Raw genomic sequence first — 15,503 nt, 5'->3', positions numbered from 1 at the left:
GCGTTTTATTGTTTCCGTCGTACCCACAGAGGTGCGATTACCTTAATCTAGGGAACAATATGAAATTAATAAATACGCTTTCGGTGCTAGGCCTTTCTGTTCTGGTCGCAGGTTGTGCAACTAAAAACTACGGCCGCCAACCGACGGTCACTGAAGGCGAATTGGCATTGTTGGACTGCCAAACCATCAGTATTGAAATTGCGAAAACACACGGCTTTCTAGATCGTATCAAAGATGAAAGCCAGTTCGATGGCCGATCAGTATTATCCTTTATGGGTGATTTTGGCATCGGTAATGTAATGGAAAAGAATGCAGCTACGGAAAGTGCGAATGATCGGCTACTCTCACTAGAGAATGCCCGCCGCCAAAAGGGATGTGATAGCCAGTCGGTGGCCTCATCTTTCTAATGATTAGATGAAAGTTTAGTCACTATGTAGCGATACATTAAGCCCTCAGAAATGAGGGTTTTACGTTTCTACGATCTTTAGTTCTTTCCAGCATGTCGTATACCTAGGTGTCCGGTGCTCGCAACGCAATTCCCATGCATTGATCTGCCTTGGCATCCCCAGTCGTACCGTATTTTTGCCATGCTCACGATTCAACATATCCATCGTCGCCATCAATTTTTTATTTCTAGCGCGCTTCTCTTCGCCCAGTGGTTCAGCCAGTAAGCCCAATTGCTCATTCTCATGGTCGCAGAGATCCATCAACATCACGCCGCTTTTCTGGTACCAAATTCCTTCCTTGAATATTCTTTCCAATCCCGCTAAGGCACCCTTGACCAGTTCACGGCTATCGTCGGTCGGGCGGTGCAGAGGTATCACCAAGTTTTTACTATAGCTAGGTAAGTCGCTGCGAAACCTGTTGGTTCTCACAAACACCATAATCGCCTGGGCTAAGCCTTGTTGCTTGCGCAATTTCTCACCTGCCCGGGACGTGTGCACGCGGATCGCTTCGTGAAGGTCGGCTTTATTGTTGGTGAGGCGCCCAAAGCTGCGGCTGACCATGATCTGTTGCTTCGGCTGGGTCATATCATCAAGCGGGATACAGTCATCGCCGCGTAACTCCCAGACGATTCGCTCCATGACTACCGAGAAGTGCTTTCTCAAATGCTTGGGCGAAGATTCGCGCAACTGCCAGGCCGTTTCAATTCCGAGGGTGCGCAGGCGGACAGCACTTCGACCCGCCACGCCCCAGATCTCAGTAACCGGCAGTTGCTCGAGGAACGCACGCGTGTCATCGCTATCTGGCTGCATGATGGCCACACCATCGAACTCTTTCTCTTTTTTGGCCCGATGATTAGCGATTTTGGCGAGCGTTTTGCTGGTGCTCAGTCCAACGCTAACCGGAATGCCGGTATCCCTTCGCACCTGGTGCCGCATTGCCTGGCATCGAGCCTCAAGTGTTTCGGGATCGAAACCCTCAAAGCTCAGAAACGATTCATCAATGCTATACACATCAACGTGCGGTGTGTGCTGGCTGAGAACGTCAGTGACGCGACGACTCATATCACCGTACAGCGCATAATTCGAGCTCAGCAGAATGCACTGACGACGAAGGTGAGGATCGATCTGGTGGGCGGGCATACCCATAGCTACCCCAAGCTGTTTTATCTCAGCTGATCGAGCCACGACGCAGCCATCATTGTTTGACATCACGCCAACCGGCTGGCCTTCCAGTTTTGGGTTAAATACGCGCTCGCAGCTGACGTAAAAATTATTGCAGTCGACCAGGGCGATCATGTTGAGAAGCCGGGGGCCAGTGAGTGGATATTATGGGTGACCACGCCCCACACCTGGCATTCCTTGCCCTCAAGTGGGATTGGGCGAAATTCGGGGTTTGAGGCAATTAGGTAAGGGCGGTTGCCGATCTTGCCCAGCTTTTTACACGTGAGCTCACCATCAACACTCATAATCACAATATGGCCCGATTTAGGTTCAAGGGAGCGATCGACAATTAAGAGATCCCCATCGTAGATTCCGGCACCGGTCATCGATGTCCCCTTGGCGCGAAGATAGTAGGTCGCGCTGGGATGCTGAACTAGGTGATCGACAAGATCCAGCTCAGCCTCAAGGTAGTCATCGGCCGGGCTAGGAAAGCCGGTGCGTACCTCGCCTGCGGCGAGGGGCAATTTAATCGGAGGGGAGGTGGTATCTACGCGTCCTAGCACTGAGAGATGCATACTCATGCCATGCTCTCCTCGGGATTCCATGTGATGCGAATATGCTCAGCGTCATCGTTCATGTGGGTTAGCGTCACGTTCTCAACGGTGCTCAGGTCAGCAAGCATTTGTGCCCAATCTTCAGGGCTCTCATCTTCTCGGCGTTGAAGCTCGACACAGTGCTTTGACTGTGCTCCTGGGCTGCCGATCTCTTTCTGCACCCGCTTGACTAGCTGCTCGTAGGATTTTGACATAAGCGCCTCCTTAAATAACTGGTGATATATACAGTATTTAGAAGCGAGTATAGAGAAGGGGGGTTGTGAAAGCGAGAGGGAAATTGGTGGCAGGCAGGATCAAAAATGTTGACTCAAATGTTGACATAGCTATGCCTAAAACAGCCTTTTACAGCCCATAGACACAAAAAAAGCACCCGTAGGTGCTTGATTTGTATAGTAAGGTGGTGGAGGCGGCGGGAATTGAACCCGCGTCCGCCAGCACGCGCCTATTGGCTCTACATGCTTAGATTCCGTCATTTAGTTTAGCGCGACTGACTCCGACGGTCAGGATTCAGCAACGCGAGCCTTCTAAAGTTTAACGGTTGGCGAGAAGACACCACCAAACGCGGTCCTATCAGCTTTAGCTCGTATCCCCTCAGCGATGAATAGGCACATCACCTTGGGGCCAGACAAGAAGCTAACAGTGTTTAAGCTGCTAGCGCGCCTTGAGCGTAGTTTTCGTCATTTGCGACTATTTTTTCGTGATGTGGGATTTACGAGATACATCACGCTCTCGGCATGCACCTCAAGGGTTGTCACCGGCGTCGAAACCATGTCGCCCCCTTAATACAGGTGAGCATTCTAACGTGCTCACAGCTGATTGACCAGTTATGCCTTGGTATGTTCCCGCATAATTCGACCTTTTTGACGATTCCAGTCGCGGTCTTTTTCTGTGGCGCGCTTGTCATGCAGCTGTTTACCGGTCACGAGCGCTAGCTCACACTTCACTTTATTGCGCTTCCAATAAAGTTTAAGGGGCACGCAGGTATGGCCTTTGTCCTGGGTGACCGAAAAGATCTTGGCAATCTCTTTACGATGCAGCAGCAGCTTACGGGTGCGCGTCGGGTCGGCGATCTCGTGGGTGCTCGCCGTGTTAAGCGGCATAACATGACTGCCCAACAGAAACGCCTCGCCGTTGCGCACCAAAATATAGGTATCGGTGAGCTGAGCTTTACCGGCCCGCATGCTTTTAACTTCCCAGCCAGCGAGTGATAGACCTGCCTCGAAGGTTTCGTCGATATGATATTCAAATCGGGCCTTCTTGTTTTGGGCAATGACGCTACTACCGGGACCTTTACTGTTACCTTTCTTAGTGGCCATGGAACCTCATAATTAATCTGTCAGTGGCATCCCCTTCGTTATTAGGGGAGGCGTGATACCATTTAGGGTCTGAAAAATGTTTCCCATGATACGCTTTGGGCACTGTGAAGTCAGCGGAGAGGTCAATGCCAACCGTCAATCGTTCCGCCTTAGTGCGGCACACCCCCCAGAAAATGTTCGATTTGGTTAACGACTTCGAACGCTATCCGGAGTTTTTGCCAGGCTGCCGACAGGCGCGTTTGCTCGAGCATGATGATGTGCATCTGATCGGCGAAATGACCCTTGGGCGCGCCGGTGTCGAACAAACCATCACCACGCGCAACGACCTTTTCGCGCCTGAGCGTATAGAGCTGTCGCTGGTCAAAGGCCCTTTCAAGCGACTTAGCGGCCGCTGGCTATTCATCCCCATGGGAGAGGGCGCCTGCAAAGTGAGCTTGGAAATGGAGTTTGAGTTCGCCAATCGTTTGCTCGGCATGGCGTTCGGAAAACTCTTTCAGCAAATCGCCGGGCAACTGGTCGATTCCTTCACCAAGCGCGCTAACGAGCTGTATGGGCGCTGAAGCGCTGGCCATTGAGGTAGCCTTTGCGTTGCCGTCTAAACAGCACATAGTGGCTCTGAGGGTGCCTGAGGGCACGACTGCGCGCCAAGCCGTTGCCTTGGCTGATTTGCCAGCGCTGTTTCCCGAGGTGCCCGGCGATATGTTTGCCGAGGCACCGCTGGGGATCTTCGGTAAGGCGCTACGCAACCCCGATACCCAGCCGTTACGCGACGGGGATCGTGTCGAAGTGTACCGACCGTTGGCGATCGACCCCAAGGTTGCTCGCTTAGAGCGTGCTAAGCGCCAAGCGAGCGACCCAAGGCAATAAGGCGTTTATTAAGGCTGTTGAACAGGCTGTGTGCCTTCAGGTGGCCGTGTCTGAGTGCTCTCTTCAGGTAGCGCATCCATTGGGTCAACCCCTTCTGTTGCAGGACCCATACTGCTCTCGCCTTCCAGCGGCAGCGGTTTAGATAGATCTCCCTCTTGCTCAATGTTCACCAAGCGACCCTGGGGATCGAAGGTGAGCGTTACGCGACGCTGCTCTACATCGCCATACGCTTTATCTAAACGGAACACATAATCCCACTGGCTGGCGTCAAAGGGCGCTTCCAGCAGTGGCCTGCCCATGACATAAGTCACCTGCTCCTGGGTCATTCCAGGCTGAAGCTGGCTGACCATCTCCTGGGTGACTAGGTTGCCTTGGGGAATATCGCGCTTATACACGCCTACGTAACTACAGCCGCTAATGACGGTAAGGGCAACGGAGAGCGTGATGATTTGAGTCAATTTTTGCATTTGGGCCTATTCTTCACTATCGTGGTTTCGGTTGATCATACCCGACCTAACCAGTTACTGCGAAGAGCGACCATGGCCGATCAGAACCATGAATTGCGCAAAGCCGGTCTAAAAGTGACCCTGCCGCGCGTCAAGATACTTCAAATTCTCGAAAATGTTTCGGGTCAGCACCACCTTAGCGCAGAAGAAGTGTACAAAACACTGATCGATGCGGGCGAAGATGTTGGCTTGGCTACCGTATACCGCGTATTGACTCAGTTTGAGTCAGCGGGCTTGGTAATCCGTCATAATTTCGACGGAGGACATGCGGTATTCGAGATGACCCAAGAGGACCACCATGACCATATGGTGTGCCTTGAAAGCGGTGAGATCATTGAATTTGTTGATGAGATCATCGAGCGACGTCAGCAAGAAATTGCTGAAGAGCACGGCTACGAACTAGTCGATCATGCCCTGGTGCTATATGTGCGTCCGCGCGGTTCCGACGTAACGCGCCAGGACAGCGGGCCGACGAACAAGAAATAACGTTCCTAGGTCGCCGCTAGTCGAAAACCGCTAGCCGCTGTTCGAAATATGAGCGCCCCTAATCTACTGGGCCGAGTTCGCTAAGTGAATTCGGCCAGTGGATCAGGGGCGTTTGTGTTTATGCAGCGTGTTAATTTGGTGCATTAGTTCAGCGCGTCAGTGGGGTGGGCGCTGGCTCGCGTGGAGCATTTCCCGTGCGTGGGCGAGTGTTTGGTCAGAAAGCGTCACGCCGCCCAGCATGCGCGCCAGTTCGCTGATGCGGCCCTGTTCGTCGAGCAGTGCCATTTGCGTCAAGGTGGTGTCGCGTTTCGCCTGTTTCTCGATATGCAGATGCTGGTGGGCCTGGGCTGCCACTTGCGGTAAGTGAGTCACGGTCATGACCTGGCCGTTTTCGCCCAGTTTGCGCAGCAGTTGGCCAACGATCTCTGCGGTAGCGCCCGAGATACCCACATCCACTTCGTCAAATACCAGGCTGGGCACCGTTGAGTGCGTCGCCGCGACGACTTGAATGGCGAGACTAATCCGCGACAATTCGCCGCCGGAAGCGACCTTGGTCAATGGGCGTGCAGGCTGGCCGGGGTTGGCGCTAATTAAAAACTGCACTCGGTCGAGGCCTTCCGGGGAGGGCGCGTCTTTGGCGGTGACTTCCACTTCAAAGCGTGCTTTACCCATAGCTAAAAAGCCCAGTTGCTGCTGTACCTCTTTGCCCAAACGAAGAGCGGCTTTTTGACGACGCTCGGTGAGTTTCTTCGCCTCTAGGCGATACGCTTCGCGTAGTACGCCTACCCGTGCACTGAGTGCCTCCAGGTCATTGCCACCCTCTTCGAGCTGAGCGACTTCTCGCTGTAGGTCGGCATGCAGGGCGCATAGCTCTTCAGGGGCAACGTGGTGCTTGCGGGCAATGCGATGGACGTCGGTCATGCGCTCTTCTACCCAGGCCAGCCGGTCGGGGTCTAATTCGGTGGTGCTGGCGAGGCGGTTGAGCTCGCTGGAGGCCTCTTCCACTTGAATGCGCGCATCGCTCAGCATGGCAAGCGTGTTGGCCAGGGTGCCTTTGTCACTTCCCGGCAGTGCGCTTAAATGAGCGAACGCCTGATTGAGTAAAGACAGCGCACCGCCCTCATCGCTGGCGCAGCAGTCGGCGGCAAACTGGGTTTCGCGCAGGGTCTCCTCCGCGTGAGCCAGGGTGTGCTGTTCTTCCTCAAGCGTGGTTAATTCCCCCTCCGCTAAAGCGAGCTGATCCAACTCCTCTACCTGATAGCGCAGCAGTTGGCGTTTGGCCTCTACTTCGCTGCCTTCTTCACTGAGCTTTTTCAACTGGCGGCGCGCATTGCGCCATGCGCGGAAGGTGACGGCTAATTGAGCGGTGGCATCGTTGAGGCCAGCGTAATCGTCCAGCAAGGCCAGGTGGGTCTCTTCGCGCATTAAAGCGTGATGAGCATGCTGGCCATGAATTTGAATCAGCTGCTCGCCGAGAGATTTGAGATCGGAAATCGTCGCGGGTTGGCCGTTAATCCACGCTTTGGAACGGCCGTTGGCGGTGACCACACGTCGCAGCAAACACTCTTCTGCTGGAAGTTCCCGGGCGGTCAGCCATTCGACGGCGGCGGGGAGGTGCTGAATGTCAAAACGTGCGGAGAGGTCGGTACGCTCGCGGCCGTGGCGCACGCTTCCGGCGTCGGCGCGCTCGCCCAGGCACAGCCCCAGGGCGCCTAACAGAATCGATTTGCCTGCCCCGGTTTCCCCGGTAATCGCGGTCATGCCGCCGGTTAAGTCGAGCTCTAAGTGATCGACAATGGCGAAATCTTGAATGGCTAGCTGAGTAAGCATGGCGCCTCCTGAGGCGGTTCAGCGCAGAAGCTGGATACTTATCCAATAGTTGTTGATTTATACAGTAGTTAATAACTCACTTCAATGCACCTCTTGAGATGGAATTTATGGCCCCCATATAGCGTGCATAGTTAGTTAAAGCGAGTGATTTAAAGGCTTACTTCTCTGCGCGCCGCCCGCGTGGCTGCGCCCTACTTTTTAGGAGCACAACATGGCGAAAGAACCGCAAACACCAATGGACGATGAGCTGGCCCGCCACGAGCAAGAAGCCGATGGCGCCGAGCAAGCGGCTGAGAAAGTCGCTGAAGAGCGCTTGATGGAGGGCGAGCTGGAAGGATTGATCAATGACGAAGAGCCCCTAGAAGGCAGTTCCGACAATCCTGAAGCGGAAATGCTGGCCGCCCAGGTGGGTGAATTAGAGCAGAGCTTGGCCGATGCCAAGGATCAAGCCCTGCGCGCCGCCGCGGAAGCACAAAATGTGCGTCGCCGCGCTGAGCAGGAAGCCGAGAAAGCGCGCAAGTTTGCCCTGGAGAAGTTTGTTAAAGAGCTGCTGCCGGTGGTGGATAGCCTGGAAAAAGCCCTTGAGACCATGGAAGAGGGGGCCTCGGAGGTTCACCGTGAAGGCGTCTCCATGACCTTGAAGATGCAGTTGGATGTGCTTAACAAATTCGGCGTTGAAAGCATTGAACCCCATGGCGAGCCCTTCGACCCGCAGGTGCATGAAGCCATGACCATGGTGCCTAACCCGGATCTTGACCCGAATACCGTGATGGACGTTATGCAGAAAGGCTATTTGCTCAATGGACGCCTAGTGCGCCCGGCCATGGTCGTAGTGAGTAAAAAAGCCGATTAAGCCACTGGCGACACAGAGTCTTAAATAAGAGTGTGAAAAAAAGCCCTTGAAATGTCAGCGGCGGCCCCCAAATAAAGGGCAACCCCGCGGGGAAACCCGCAGACAAGCTTTAAAAAATAAATTTCCAGTTTTGTAACAACCGAATTCGAGGTATTGCTATGGGACGTATAATTGGTATCGACCTGGGCACCACTAACTCTTGTGTGGCCGTGCTCGATGGTGACAGCGCTAAAGTCATTGAAAATGCTGAAGGCGGTCGCACAACGCCTTCTATCATCGCCTATACCGATGATGGTGAAACGCTGGTGGGTCAGGCCGCTAAACGCCAAGCCGTGACTAACCCAGAAAACACCCTGTACGCCATCAAGCGTCTGATTGGCCGTCGTTTTAAAGATGACGTTGTCCAAAAAGACATCAAAATGGTGCCGTACAAAATCAGCGAAGCCGACAACGGTGATGCCTGGGTTGAAGTAAAAGGCAAAAAAATGGCACCGCCGCAGGTAAGTGCGGAAGTGCTGAAGAAAATGAAGAAAACCGCCGAAGACTACCTGGGCGAAGCGGTGACCGAAGCGGTTATTACCGTACCGGCCTACTTCAACGACAGTCAGCGTCAGGCGACTAAAGACGCCGGCCGCATTGCCGGTCTAGACGTTAAGCGCATTATTAACGAGCCGACCGCTGCCGCACTGGCCTACGGTATGGACAAATCCCGCGGCGACAAAACCATCGCGGTTTATGACCTGGGTGGCGGTACTTTCGATATTTCGATCATCGAAATTGCTGATGTCGACGGCGAAACTCAGTTTGAAGTGTTGGCCACTAACGGCGACACCTTCCTGGGTGGCGAAGACTTTGACCTGGCGCTGATTAACTACCTGGTAGACCAGTTCAAGTCTGACAGCGGCATTGATCTTTCCGGTGACAACTTGGCCATGCAGCGTCTGAAAGAAGCCGCTGAGAAAGCCAAAATTGAGCTCTCCAGCGCTCAACAGACCGACGTGAATTTGCCCTACATCACTGCCGACAACACTGGCCCGAAACACCTTAACGTTAAGGTGACCCGTGCCAAGCTGGAGTCGCTGGTCGAAGAGCTGGTTCAGCGCTCGCTCGAGCCGTGCAAAATGGCGCTGAAAGACGCTGGCCTGTCCGCGTCTGAAATCGACGAAGTGATCCTGGTCGGTGGCCAGACACGTATGCCGATGGTGCAGAAGAAAGCCGCTGACTTCTTCGGTAAAGAAGCCCGCAAAGACGTTAACCCGGACGAAGCGGTTGCCGTGGGTGCAGCAATTCAGGGCGGCGTACTGGGTGGCGACGTTAAAGACGTACTGCTGCTCGACGTTACCCCGCTTACCCTGGGCATCGAAACCCTGGGTGGCATCATGACGCCGCTGATCGAGAAGAACACCACCATCCCGACCAAGAAGACCCAAACCTTCTCGACCGCGGATGACAACCAGACGGCGGTTACCATCCACGCCGTGCAGGGCGAGCGCAAGCAAGTCGCGCAGAATAAGTCGCTGGGTCGCTTTGACCTCGCCGACATTCCGCCCGCACCGCGCGGCGTACCGCAGATTGAAGTTGCCTTCGATCTGGATGCCAACGGTATTCTGAACGTTTCGGCGAAAGACAAGGCCACCGGCAAAGAGCAGTCCATCGTTATCAAGGCCTCTAGCGGCTTGTCGGAAGAAGAAGTTGAGCAGATGGTGCGCGATGCGGAAGCGCACGCTGAAGAAGATAAGAAGTTCGAAGCACTGGTGCAGCTGCGTAACCAAGCCGATGGCATGATTCACGCCACGCGCAAAACGTTGGAAGAGGCCGGTGATAAGGCCACTGACGACGAGAAACAGGCGATTGAGACGGCCATCAGCGAACTGGAAGAAGCGGTTAAAGGTGACGACGTCGATAACATCCAGAAGAAACTGGATGCGTTGACCGAAGCCTCTGGCCAGCTCGCCCAGAAGATGTACGCCGAGCAGGCAGAAGCAGCGCAGCAAGAGGGTGGCGAAGGTGCTGAAAGCACCTCCAAGCCGGAAGAAGACGTGGTTGACGCCGAGTACGAAGAAGTCAACGACGATCAGAAAAAGCAGTAACATCCTCTTTCTGCCAAGGAAAGCGGTGACGCGGGAGCTTACTCCCGCGTTGCTGTTTCCGAGACCAAGACGCACGTAGTTAGATATATAGCTAGGTATGTAGCTAAATGTGTATCGCCTAAATGTGCAGTTGAGTGCGTAGCTAACCAGGAGGCGTAGGGCCTATGTCCAAACGCGATTATTACGAAGTCCTGGGTGTCGAAAAAGGGGCCGATCAGAAAGAGATCAAGAAGGCCTATCGCCGTCTGGCGCAAAAATTCCACCCTGATCGAAACCCGGACGATAAAACCTCAGCGGAAAAATTCCGTGAAGTGTCCGAAGCGTATGAAGTGCTCAGCGACGGCGAAAAGCGCGCTGCCTATGACCAGTTCGGCCATGCGGGCGTTGATGGCCAAGGTGGCGGCGGTGGTTTCGGCGGCGCAGGTGCCGGCGATTTCAGCGACATTTTCGGCGATGTGTTTGGCGATATTTTTGGCGGAGGCGGTGGTCGTCGCCGTGGGCCCAATGCCCCGGCGCGCGGCTCCGACCTGCGCTATAACCTAGAGCTGGATCTAGAGAGCGCCGTTTCAGGCACCACAGTCGATATCCGCGTGCCGCGGCATATCGAGTGTGATCGCTGCGATGGCGGTGGCGCCGAGCCAGGCTCTTCGAAAGAGACCTGCCCGACCTGTCACGGCCACGGTCAAGTGCGTATGCAGCAGGGCTTTTTCGCCGTGCAGCAAACGTGCCCGACCTGTCATGGCTCGGGTCAGCACATCAAAGTGCCGTGCCATAAGTGTAATGGTGAAGGGCGCGTACGCGAGACACGCACGCTGTCCGTCAAGATTCCGCCCGGTGTGGATACCGGCGATCGCATTCGCTTGAATGGTGAAGGCGAAAGCGGTGTGAACGGTGGCCCGCCTGGGGATCTGTACGTTCAGGTGGCGATCAAGCCGCACCATATCTTCCAGCGTGACGGTAAGCACCTGCAGTGCGATGTGCCGATCAACTTCGTCGACGCAGCGCTAGGTGGCGAGCTTGAAGTGCCCACGCTAGATGGCCGCGTGAAGCTGAAGATTCCGCCGGAAACCCAAACCGGAAAGCTGTTCCGCCTGCGCGGTAAAGGCGTCAAGCCTGTGCGCGGTGGCATGCCCGGCGACCTGCTGTGCAAGGTAGTGGTGGAAACCCCCGTCAAGCTCAACGACGAGCAGCGCGACCTACTGCGCCAGCTGCAACAGAGCTTCGACGACAGCAACAGCCACAACCACTCGCCGAAGAAAACCGGCTTCTTCGACAGCGTGAAGAGCTTCTTTGAAGATATGAAGCCGTAAACCTGTAATAATAGTGAGCAGTTAGTTGTTTGGTTCAAAAACCCTCGGTTCGCCGGGGGTTTTTGCTGTTTGGGGATGCTGCGCGCAATGGATAACCTTCAGGAAAGGCCCACAAAGGGCATCTTGCTCCGGGTGCTCTCAGGCGCTCTGTTTACTGGCATGCTGGTGTGCATTAAAGCCGTGAGCGACACAGTGCCGGTGGGGCAGTCGGTGTTTTTTCGCTCATTGTTTGCGCTGCTGCCTATAGTGATTTTTCTGCTACTGCGGCGGGAGTTTCCCCAGGGGTTGGCTACGCGGCGCCCCTTGGGGCATGCGTTGCGTTCGGGGATGGGGGCGGCGGCGATGTTTGCCTCCTTTGCGGCGGTGGCGCTGTTACCCGTTGCCGAGGCGACACTATTAGCCCAGCTAACACCGGTGTTTATGGCGATAGGTGGCATAGTGCTGTTGGGGGAGCGCTTCTCGCTTTATCGCGCGGGCGGTATCGTGTTGGCGATTGCCGGGGTGGCAGTGCTGATATTGCCTGGGCTGAATGCCAGTTCCAGTAACGGCCAAGTGACCGGATACGCATTAGGGGCGCTGGGTGCGCTGTTAACGGCGGGCGCGTTACTCACCGTTAGGCGTATTTCACGAACGGAAAGTGCCGCCTCAATCGCATTCTACTTTATTGTGGTGGCATCGTTGGCCGGGCTGGCGACGCTTCCGCTGGGTTGGGCCGCGCTTACCAGGGTCGAGTTTGTGCTTTTAGTGCTATCGGGCCTATTTGGCGGCGCAGCGCACATTGCGATGACATTAGCGCTGCGCTACGCCGAGGCGTCGCGGTTGGCGCCTTTTGAATATATTGCCCTGGTGTGGCCTGTGCTTGCCGACTGGGTGCTGTTTGGTATACCTGTCTCTAGTGGCTTCCTGCTAGCGTTACCGCTGATGTTAAGCGGGGTAGCGCTAGCGGCGATGGAAGGGCGACGGCTTAGGTTAACGGCTAAATGGCTGCTTCGACGATAAGCTGCGGCTGGCCTTTCGAACAGGGCTCAATACGTGCTGTTACCTGGTAGACCTGACGTAATAGCGCCGGGGTGATCACCTCAGCGGTGGGGCCGCAGGCGATCAGGCGGCCATTTTCCAGCAGCATGGCGGCGTCGGCAAAGCGTAGCGCATGCCCCAGGTCGTGGAGTGCCACCAGAATCAGCATTTGGCGCTGGTCGGCCAACCGGCGCAGCACCGTCAGCAGACTAATTTGTCGGTTAAGGTCGAGCGCCGAAGTGGGCTCATCCAGCATCAGAATCTCCGGCTCTTGCACCAGCGCTTGGGCGGCGCTAACCAACTGGCGCTGGCCGCCGCTGAGGTCACCAATATCGCGCTCGCCAAGGGCCGTGATCGCCAGCTCGTCCAGTGCGCGATCCACCTGGGCTAAATCCTCAGGCTGCACTTTTAATCCACGCCCCTGCATGCGCGCCAAAAGCACCGATTCATACACCGTGAGCACCGCTTTGGCGCCGGTGTCCTGGGGCATATAGCCCACGGGGCGCTCGGCGCTGGTGCCGCTGATGGTCACCTCGCCTTCGCCTTTCAATAGCCCTAACACGCGCCTAAAAAGCGTTGACTTACCTGCCGCATTAGGGCCCAGCAGCGCGACGACTTGCCCGCCCTGAAAGCAGGGCGTGGTGATCTCTTGCAGAATAGGGCGCCGCCCGTAGCGGGCGGATACGCGGTTCAGTTGTAGCGTTACCATGAGGCCTTCTTGTGGTTAAGCACTAGAAATAGAAAGAAGGGAATGCCCACCAGCGAGGTGATAATGCCAATGGGGATGATGGTGCCGGGGATAATGATCTTGGAGATAACTGAGCCAACGGAGAGGATGAGCGCGCCGCACAGCGCCGAACCGGGCAGGAAGAAGCGCTGATCTTCACCCAGCAAAATGCGCGCAATATGCGGCCCCACCAAGCCAATAAACCCAATGGTGCCTACAAACGCTACCGCGATAGCAGCGAGTAGCGACACCAGTACCAGCACTTCCAAGCGCAGCGCGCGGGGATTGACGCCCATGCTCTCGGCTTTGGCATCGCCCAGGCGCATAGCCGTCAGCGCCCAGCCGTGCCGGGCAAGCAGCGGCATCGACAAAGCGAGAATGCTGAGGGCGATCCAGAACTTGGGCCAGGTCGCTTTGGTCAAGCTGCCCATGGTCCAGAAGACTACCGCGGATACCGCCTCTTGGCTGGCAAAGAACTGAATTAGCGCCATTAGCGAGTTGAAAATAAACACCATGGCGATGCCGAGCAGCACAATGGTTTCTACCGTTACGCCGCGTTTAAGGCTCAAGGCATGAATTAAGAAAGCGGTGAACATGGCCATCACAAAGGCGTTGATGGGCACCACAAACTCAATGGCCGCGGGAACAATGGCCACGCCAAAAGCAAGGCCCAGCGCGGCGCCAAAACTGGCCCCGGCGGAAATCCCCAAGGTAAACGGGCTGGCTAGCGGGTTGCTCAGAATGGTCTGCATCTGTGCCCCGGCCACCGACAGGCTGGCGCCCACTACGAGCGCCATCAGCGCCACCGGCATGCGGATTTCCCAGACAATCACCCGCGCCTGCTGGCTAACGCTGCCCGGCGTGAATAGCGCCGCGATGACTTCGCCCAGGCTGTAGCGGGCGGGGCCGAGGGCCAGATCAACGCAGAGGCTAAAAAACAGCGCTAACACCAGTGCCGCCAATATCAGTTGGCGGCGGAACACCTGGCTATGGTAGAAGGCGCGACCCTGTGAAAGGCGTTCTGTGACCTCCGTTTCCGTTATCCTCGTATCAGTCGTCATGGAGCGATATCCAGTAGCCGGGCTCATAGTCGATGGGCAGGAAGCGTTCGTGCAGTTCTGCCATGGTGGTTTCCGGGTCTAGGTCGGCAAAGAGCTCAGGGTGTAGCCACTTGGCTAACTGCTGCACGGCCACGAAGTAGTAGGGGCTGTTGTAAAACTGGTGCCAAATGGCGTGGAAATTGCCAGATTCAACGGCCTTAATGCCGGTCATCGCGGTGCGCTCGGTCAGCGCTTCCAGCTTGGCGTGAGCGCTTTGCATATCTGAACCAGGCCCTACGCCCACCCAGTCGCCGCCAGGTACGTAGGCATCCCAGTTGCCGCCGGTAACAACCACATGGTCGGGGTTGGCGGCAATAATCTGCTCAGGGTTCAGGTTGCCGAAGCTGTTAGGAATAATCCCCTCAGCAATATTGTGGCCGCCCGCCAGGGTGACATAATCGCCAAAGTTGGCAGGGCCAAAGCTCATGCAGCACTCGTCGGAGTAGCCGCCTGCCCGGTCAATAAACACGCTGGGGCGCTCTGGATTGGCCTCGGCGATGATGTCGGTTACCCGTGCCAGCTGTGCCTCGGCAAACTCGATAAACGCTTCGGCCGCGGCTTCATCGTCCATGATCTGGCCAATGATGCGCATGGAGGGAATGGTGTTCTCAAGCGGATCTTCACGAAAATCCACATAGATGATCGGAATGCCGAGCTGCGCCAACTTGTCGTCGTAGGCGGCGTCTTCTGTGGCGGCTTTAGCTTCGATGTTCATCAGCACCACATCAGGGTTAAGCGCGGCGGCCTGCTCTACATCGAAGGTGCCGTCTTTAAAGCCGCCAAAGGTGGGGATCGCTTCAATCTCTGGGAAGCGCTCTAGATAACGGGCATAGTTATCAGGGTCCGCTTGAGAAAAGTCTTCGCGCCAACCGACCACATGGGCAAAAGGGTCTTCCGGCTCGAGTAGCCCAAGCAGATAAATTTGCCGCCCTTCACCTAAAATAACTCGCTCGGCAGGGGCGTCTAGGGTGACTTGGCGACCAGTGACATCGGTGATGGTGATATCGTCAGCCACAGCAGTGGCGAAGCAAGCAAAGCTGATAAGCGTACCAAGCAGAATTTTTACAGGCGGAGAACTGAGCATTTTTTAACTCGTTGGTCGATATTGGTTAACAGGGCTGGCATCGCTGAGGTGCTATGACGGTTTGATAGCATAGAGATGCAATTGCTATTGTAACTG

General features: G+C 55.6%; 17 protein-coding genes and 1 other RNA gene. 8 read left to right on the top strand and 10 right to left on the bottom strand.

All coding sequences use genetic code 11. From position 1 onward, the window contains the following. Positions 1 to 59: 59 nt before the first annotated feature. Positions 60 to 407 carry a hypothetical protein gene (locus ACT3UM_RS02285; protein ID WP_498895769.1) on the top strand — a complete coding sequence of 116 codons (348 nt, stop codon included), beginning with the start codon at positions 60 to 62 and terminating at the stop codon, positions 405 to 407. A 60-nt stretch (positions 408 to 467) separates the two neighbouring features. Here ACT3UM_RS02285 and ACT3UM_RS02280 read toward each other — a convergent pair whose 3' ends face one another. The 5 genes from ACT3UM_RS02280 to smpB all read right to left on the bottom strand — a co-directional run bounded on the left by ACT3UM_RS02280 (position 468) and on the right by smpB (position 3,537). Further along, a complete protein-coding gene (locus ACT3UM_RS02280; protein ID WP_498895767.1) occupies positions 468 to 1,742 on the bottom strand; it encodes a Y-family DNA polymerase in 1,275 nt (424 codons plus the stop codon). Further along, positions 1,739 to 2,188, bottom strand: a complete 450-nt coding sequence (locus tag ACT3UM_RS02275; RefSeq protein WP_498895765.1) for a LexA family protein — start codon at positions 2,186 to 2,188, stop codon at positions 1,739 to 1,741. The genes ACT3UM_RS02280 and ACT3UM_RS02275 overlap by 4 nt, the downstream gene beginning before the upstream one ends. Then, positions 2,185 to 2,415 (bottom strand): DUF1654 domain-containing protein, encoded by a 231-nt coding sequence (locus ACT3UM_RS02270; RefSeq protein WP_498895763.1) that lies wholly within the window; start codon positions 2,413 to 2,415, stop codon positions 2,185 to 2,187. The genes ACT3UM_RS02275 and ACT3UM_RS02270 overlap by 4 nt, the downstream gene beginning before the upstream one ends. 204 nt (positions 2,416 to 2,619) lie before the next feature. Next, positions 2,620 to 3,000: a transfer-messenger RNA gene (ssrA, locus tag ACT3UM_RS02265) on the bottom strand. 45 nt (positions 3,001 to 3,045) lie between these two features. Then, entirely contained in the window at positions 3,046 to 3,537 is a 492-nt protein-coding gene (gene smpB, locus ACT3UM_RS02260) for an SsrA-binding protein SmpB (protein ID WP_007111854.1), read from the bottom strand. 125 nt (positions 3,538 to 3,662) lie between these two features. Between smpB and ACT3UM_RS02255 the strand changes: the two genes are divergently transcribed. Both ACT3UM_RS02255 and ACT3UM_RS02250 read left to right on the top strand, forming a co-directional pair. After that, positions 3,663 to 4,097: a type II toxin-antitoxin system RatA family toxin gene (locus tag ACT3UM_RS02255; RefSeq protein ID WP_498895761.1), complete on the top strand. Its 435-nt coding sequence runs from the start codon at positions 3,663 to 3,665 to the stop codon at positions 4,095 to 4,097. Further along, entirely contained in the window at positions 4,087 to 4,404 is a 318-nt protein-coding gene (locus tag ACT3UM_RS02250) for an RnfH family protein (RefSeq protein WP_498895758.1), read from the top strand. Before ACT3UM_RS02255 ends, ACT3UM_RS02250 begins: the two co-directional genes overlap by 11 nt. Positions 4,405 to 4,412: 8 nt before the next feature. Here the strand turns inward: ACT3UM_RS02250 and bamE are convergent, their stop codons facing one another. Beyond that, positions 4,413 to 4,871 carry an outer membrane protein assembly factor BamE gene (gene bamE, locus ACT3UM_RS02245; RefSeq protein ID WP_498895756.1) on the bottom strand — a complete coding sequence of 153 codons (459 nt, stop codon included), beginning with the start codon at positions 4,869 to 4,871 and terminating at the stop codon, positions 4,413 to 4,415. Positions 4,872 to 4,943: 72 nt separating this feature from the next. On the opposite strand from bamE, the gene fur reads away from it, so the two are divergent. After that, the gene (gene fur, locus ACT3UM_RS02240) at positions 4,944 to 5,396 is read left to right on the top strand and encodes a ferric iron uptake transcriptional regulator (protein ID WP_007111850.1); all 453 of its coding nucleotides are present in this window, start codon (positions 4,944 to 4,946) and stop codon (positions 5,394 to 5,396) included. A 156-nt stretch (positions 5,397 to 5,552) separates the two neighbouring features. On the opposite strand, the gene recN is transcribed toward fur, so the two are convergent. Then, on the bottom strand, positions 5,553 to 7,226 hold the full coding sequence (recN, locus tag ACT3UM_RS02235) for a DNA repair protein RecN (protein WP_498895754.1): 1,674 nt from the start codon (positions 7,224 to 7,226) through the stop codon (positions 5,553 to 5,555). A 211-nt stretch (positions 7,227 to 7,437) separates the two neighbouring features. Between recN and grpE the strand changes: the two genes are divergently transcribed. The 4 genes from grpE to ACT3UM_RS02215 all read left to right on the top strand — a co-directional run bounded on the left by grpE (position 7,438) and on the right by ACT3UM_RS02215 (position 12,478). Beyond that, positions 7,438 to 8,079 (top strand): nucleotide exchange factor GrpE, encoded by a 642-nt coding sequence (grpE, locus tag ACT3UM_RS02230; RefSeq protein ID WP_035582918.1) that lies wholly within the window; start codon positions 7,438 to 7,440, stop codon positions 8,077 to 8,079. Positions 8,080 to 8,237: 158 nt separating this feature from the next. Then, positions 8,238 to 10,169 (top strand): molecular chaperone DnaK, encoded by a 1,932-nt coding sequence (dnaK, locus tag ACT3UM_RS02225; RefSeq protein ID WP_498895751.1) that lies wholly within the window; start codon positions 8,238 to 8,240, stop codon positions 10,167 to 10,169. Between the two features lie 164 nt (positions 10,170 to 10,333). Then, positions 10,334 to 11,479 (top strand): molecular chaperone DnaJ, encoded by a 1,146-nt coding sequence (gene dnaJ / locus ACT3UM_RS02220; protein ID WP_498895749.1) that lies wholly within the window; start codon positions 10,334 to 10,336, stop codon positions 11,477 to 11,479. An 87-nt stretch (positions 11,480 to 11,566) separates the two neighbouring features. Then, the gene (locus ACT3UM_RS02215) at positions 11,567 to 12,478 is read left to right on the top strand and encodes a DMT family transporter (RefSeq protein WP_498895747.1); all 912 of its coding nucleotides are present in this window, start codon (positions 11,567 to 11,569) and stop codon (positions 12,476 to 12,478) included. Here ACT3UM_RS02215 and ACT3UM_RS02210 read toward each other — a convergent pair. The 3 genes from ACT3UM_RS02210 to ACT3UM_RS02200 are packed head-to-tail and all read right to left on the bottom strand — an operon-like array spanning position 12,456 to position 15,407. Continuing rightward, positions 12,456 to 13,205, bottom strand: coding sequence for an ABC transporter ATP-binding protein (locus tag ACT3UM_RS02210; protein ID WP_498895745.1), 750 nt, complete (start codon positions 13,203 to 13,205; stop codon positions 12,456 to 12,458). The two genes, ACT3UM_RS02215 and ACT3UM_RS02210, sit on opposite strands and share 23 nt — an antisense overlap. Next, on the bottom strand, positions 13,199 to 14,284 hold the full coding sequence (locus ACT3UM_RS02205; protein WP_192535995.1) for a FecCD family ABC transporter permease: 1,086 nt from the start codon (positions 14,282 to 14,284) through the stop codon (positions 13,199 to 13,201). Before ACT3UM_RS02205 ends, ACT3UM_RS02210 begins: the two co-directional genes overlap by 7 nt. Continuing rightward, a complete protein-coding gene (locus ACT3UM_RS02200) occupies positions 14,274 to 15,407 on the bottom strand; it encodes an ABC transporter substrate-binding protein (protein WP_498895742.1) in 1,134 nt (377 codons plus the stop codon). The genes ACT3UM_RS02205 and ACT3UM_RS02200 overlap by 11 nt, the downstream gene beginning before the upstream one ends. Between the last annotated feature and the right edge of the window lie 96 nt (positions 15,408 to 15,503).

This window comes from Halomonas sp. AOP13-D3-9 (assembly GCF_052379125.1).
Classification (GTDB): Bacteria; Pseudomonadota; Gammaproteobacteria; order Pseudomonadales; family Halomonadaceae; genus Vreelandella.
This window is presented reverse-complemented; position numbering and strand designations above follow the sequence as displayed.

Coding starts and splice junctions, on each gene's coding strand:
- ACT3UM_RS02285 (WP_498895769.1), top strand. CDS start 60: ATGAAATTAATAAATACGCTTTCGGTGCTAGGCCTTTCTGTTCTGGTC.
- ACT3UM_RS02280 (WP_498895767.1), bottom strand. CDS start 1,742: ATGATCGCCCTGGTCGACTGCAATAATTTTTACGTCAGCTGCGAGCGC.
- ACT3UM_RS02275 (WP_498895765.1), bottom strand. CDS start 2,188: ATGAGTATGCATCTCTCAGTGCTAGGACGCGTAGATACCACCTCCCCT.
- ACT3UM_RS02270 (WP_498895763.1), bottom strand. CDS start 2,415: ATGTCAAAATCCTACGAGCAGCTAGTCAAGCGGGTGCAGAAAGAGATC.
- smpB (WP_007111854.1), bottom strand. CDS start 3,537: ATGGCCACTAAGAAAGGTAACAGTAAAGGTCCCGGTAGTAGCGTCATT.
- ACT3UM_RS02255 (WP_498895761.1), top strand. CDS start 3,663: ATGCCAACCGTCAATCGTTCCGCCTTAGTGCGGCACACCCCCCAGAAA.
- ACT3UM_RS02250 (WP_498895758.1), top strand. CDS start 4,087: ATGGGCGCTGAAGCGCTGGCCATTGAGGTAGCCTTTGCGTTGCCGTCT.
- bamE (WP_498895756.1), bottom strand. CDS start 4,871: ATGCAAAAATTGACTCAAATCATCACGCTCTCCGTTGCCCTTACCGTC.
- fur (WP_007111850.1), top strand. CDS start 4,944: ATGGCCGATCAGAACCATGAATTGCGCAAAGCCGGTCTAAAAGTGACC.
- recN (WP_498895754.1), bottom strand. CDS start 7,226: ATGCTTACTCAGCTAGCCATTCAAGATTTCGCCATTGTCGATCACTTA.
- grpE (WP_035582918.1), top strand. CDS start 7,438: ATGGCGAAAGAACCGCAAACACCAATGGACGATGAGCTGGCCCGCCAC.
- dnaK (WP_498895751.1), top strand. CDS start 8,238: ATGGGACGTATAATTGGTATCGACCTGGGCACCACTAACTCTTGTGTG.
- dnaJ (WP_498895749.1), top strand. CDS start 10,334: ATGTCCAAACGCGATTATTACGAAGTCCTGGGTGTCGAAAAAGGGGCC.
- ACT3UM_RS02215 (WP_498895747.1), top strand. CDS start 11,567: ATGGATAACCTTCAGGAAAGGCCCACAAAGGGCATCTTGCTCCGGGTG.
- ACT3UM_RS02210 (WP_498895745.1), bottom strand. CDS start 13,205: ATGGTAACGCTACAACTGAACCGCGTATCCGCCCGCTACGGGCGGCGC.
- ACT3UM_RS02205 (WP_192535995.1), bottom strand. CDS start 14,284: ATGACGACTGATACGAGGATAACGGAAACGGAGGTCACAGAACGCCTT.
- ACT3UM_RS02200 (WP_498895742.1), bottom strand. CDS start 15,407: ATGCTCAGTTCTCCGCCTGTAAAAATTCTGCTTGGTACGCTTATCAGC.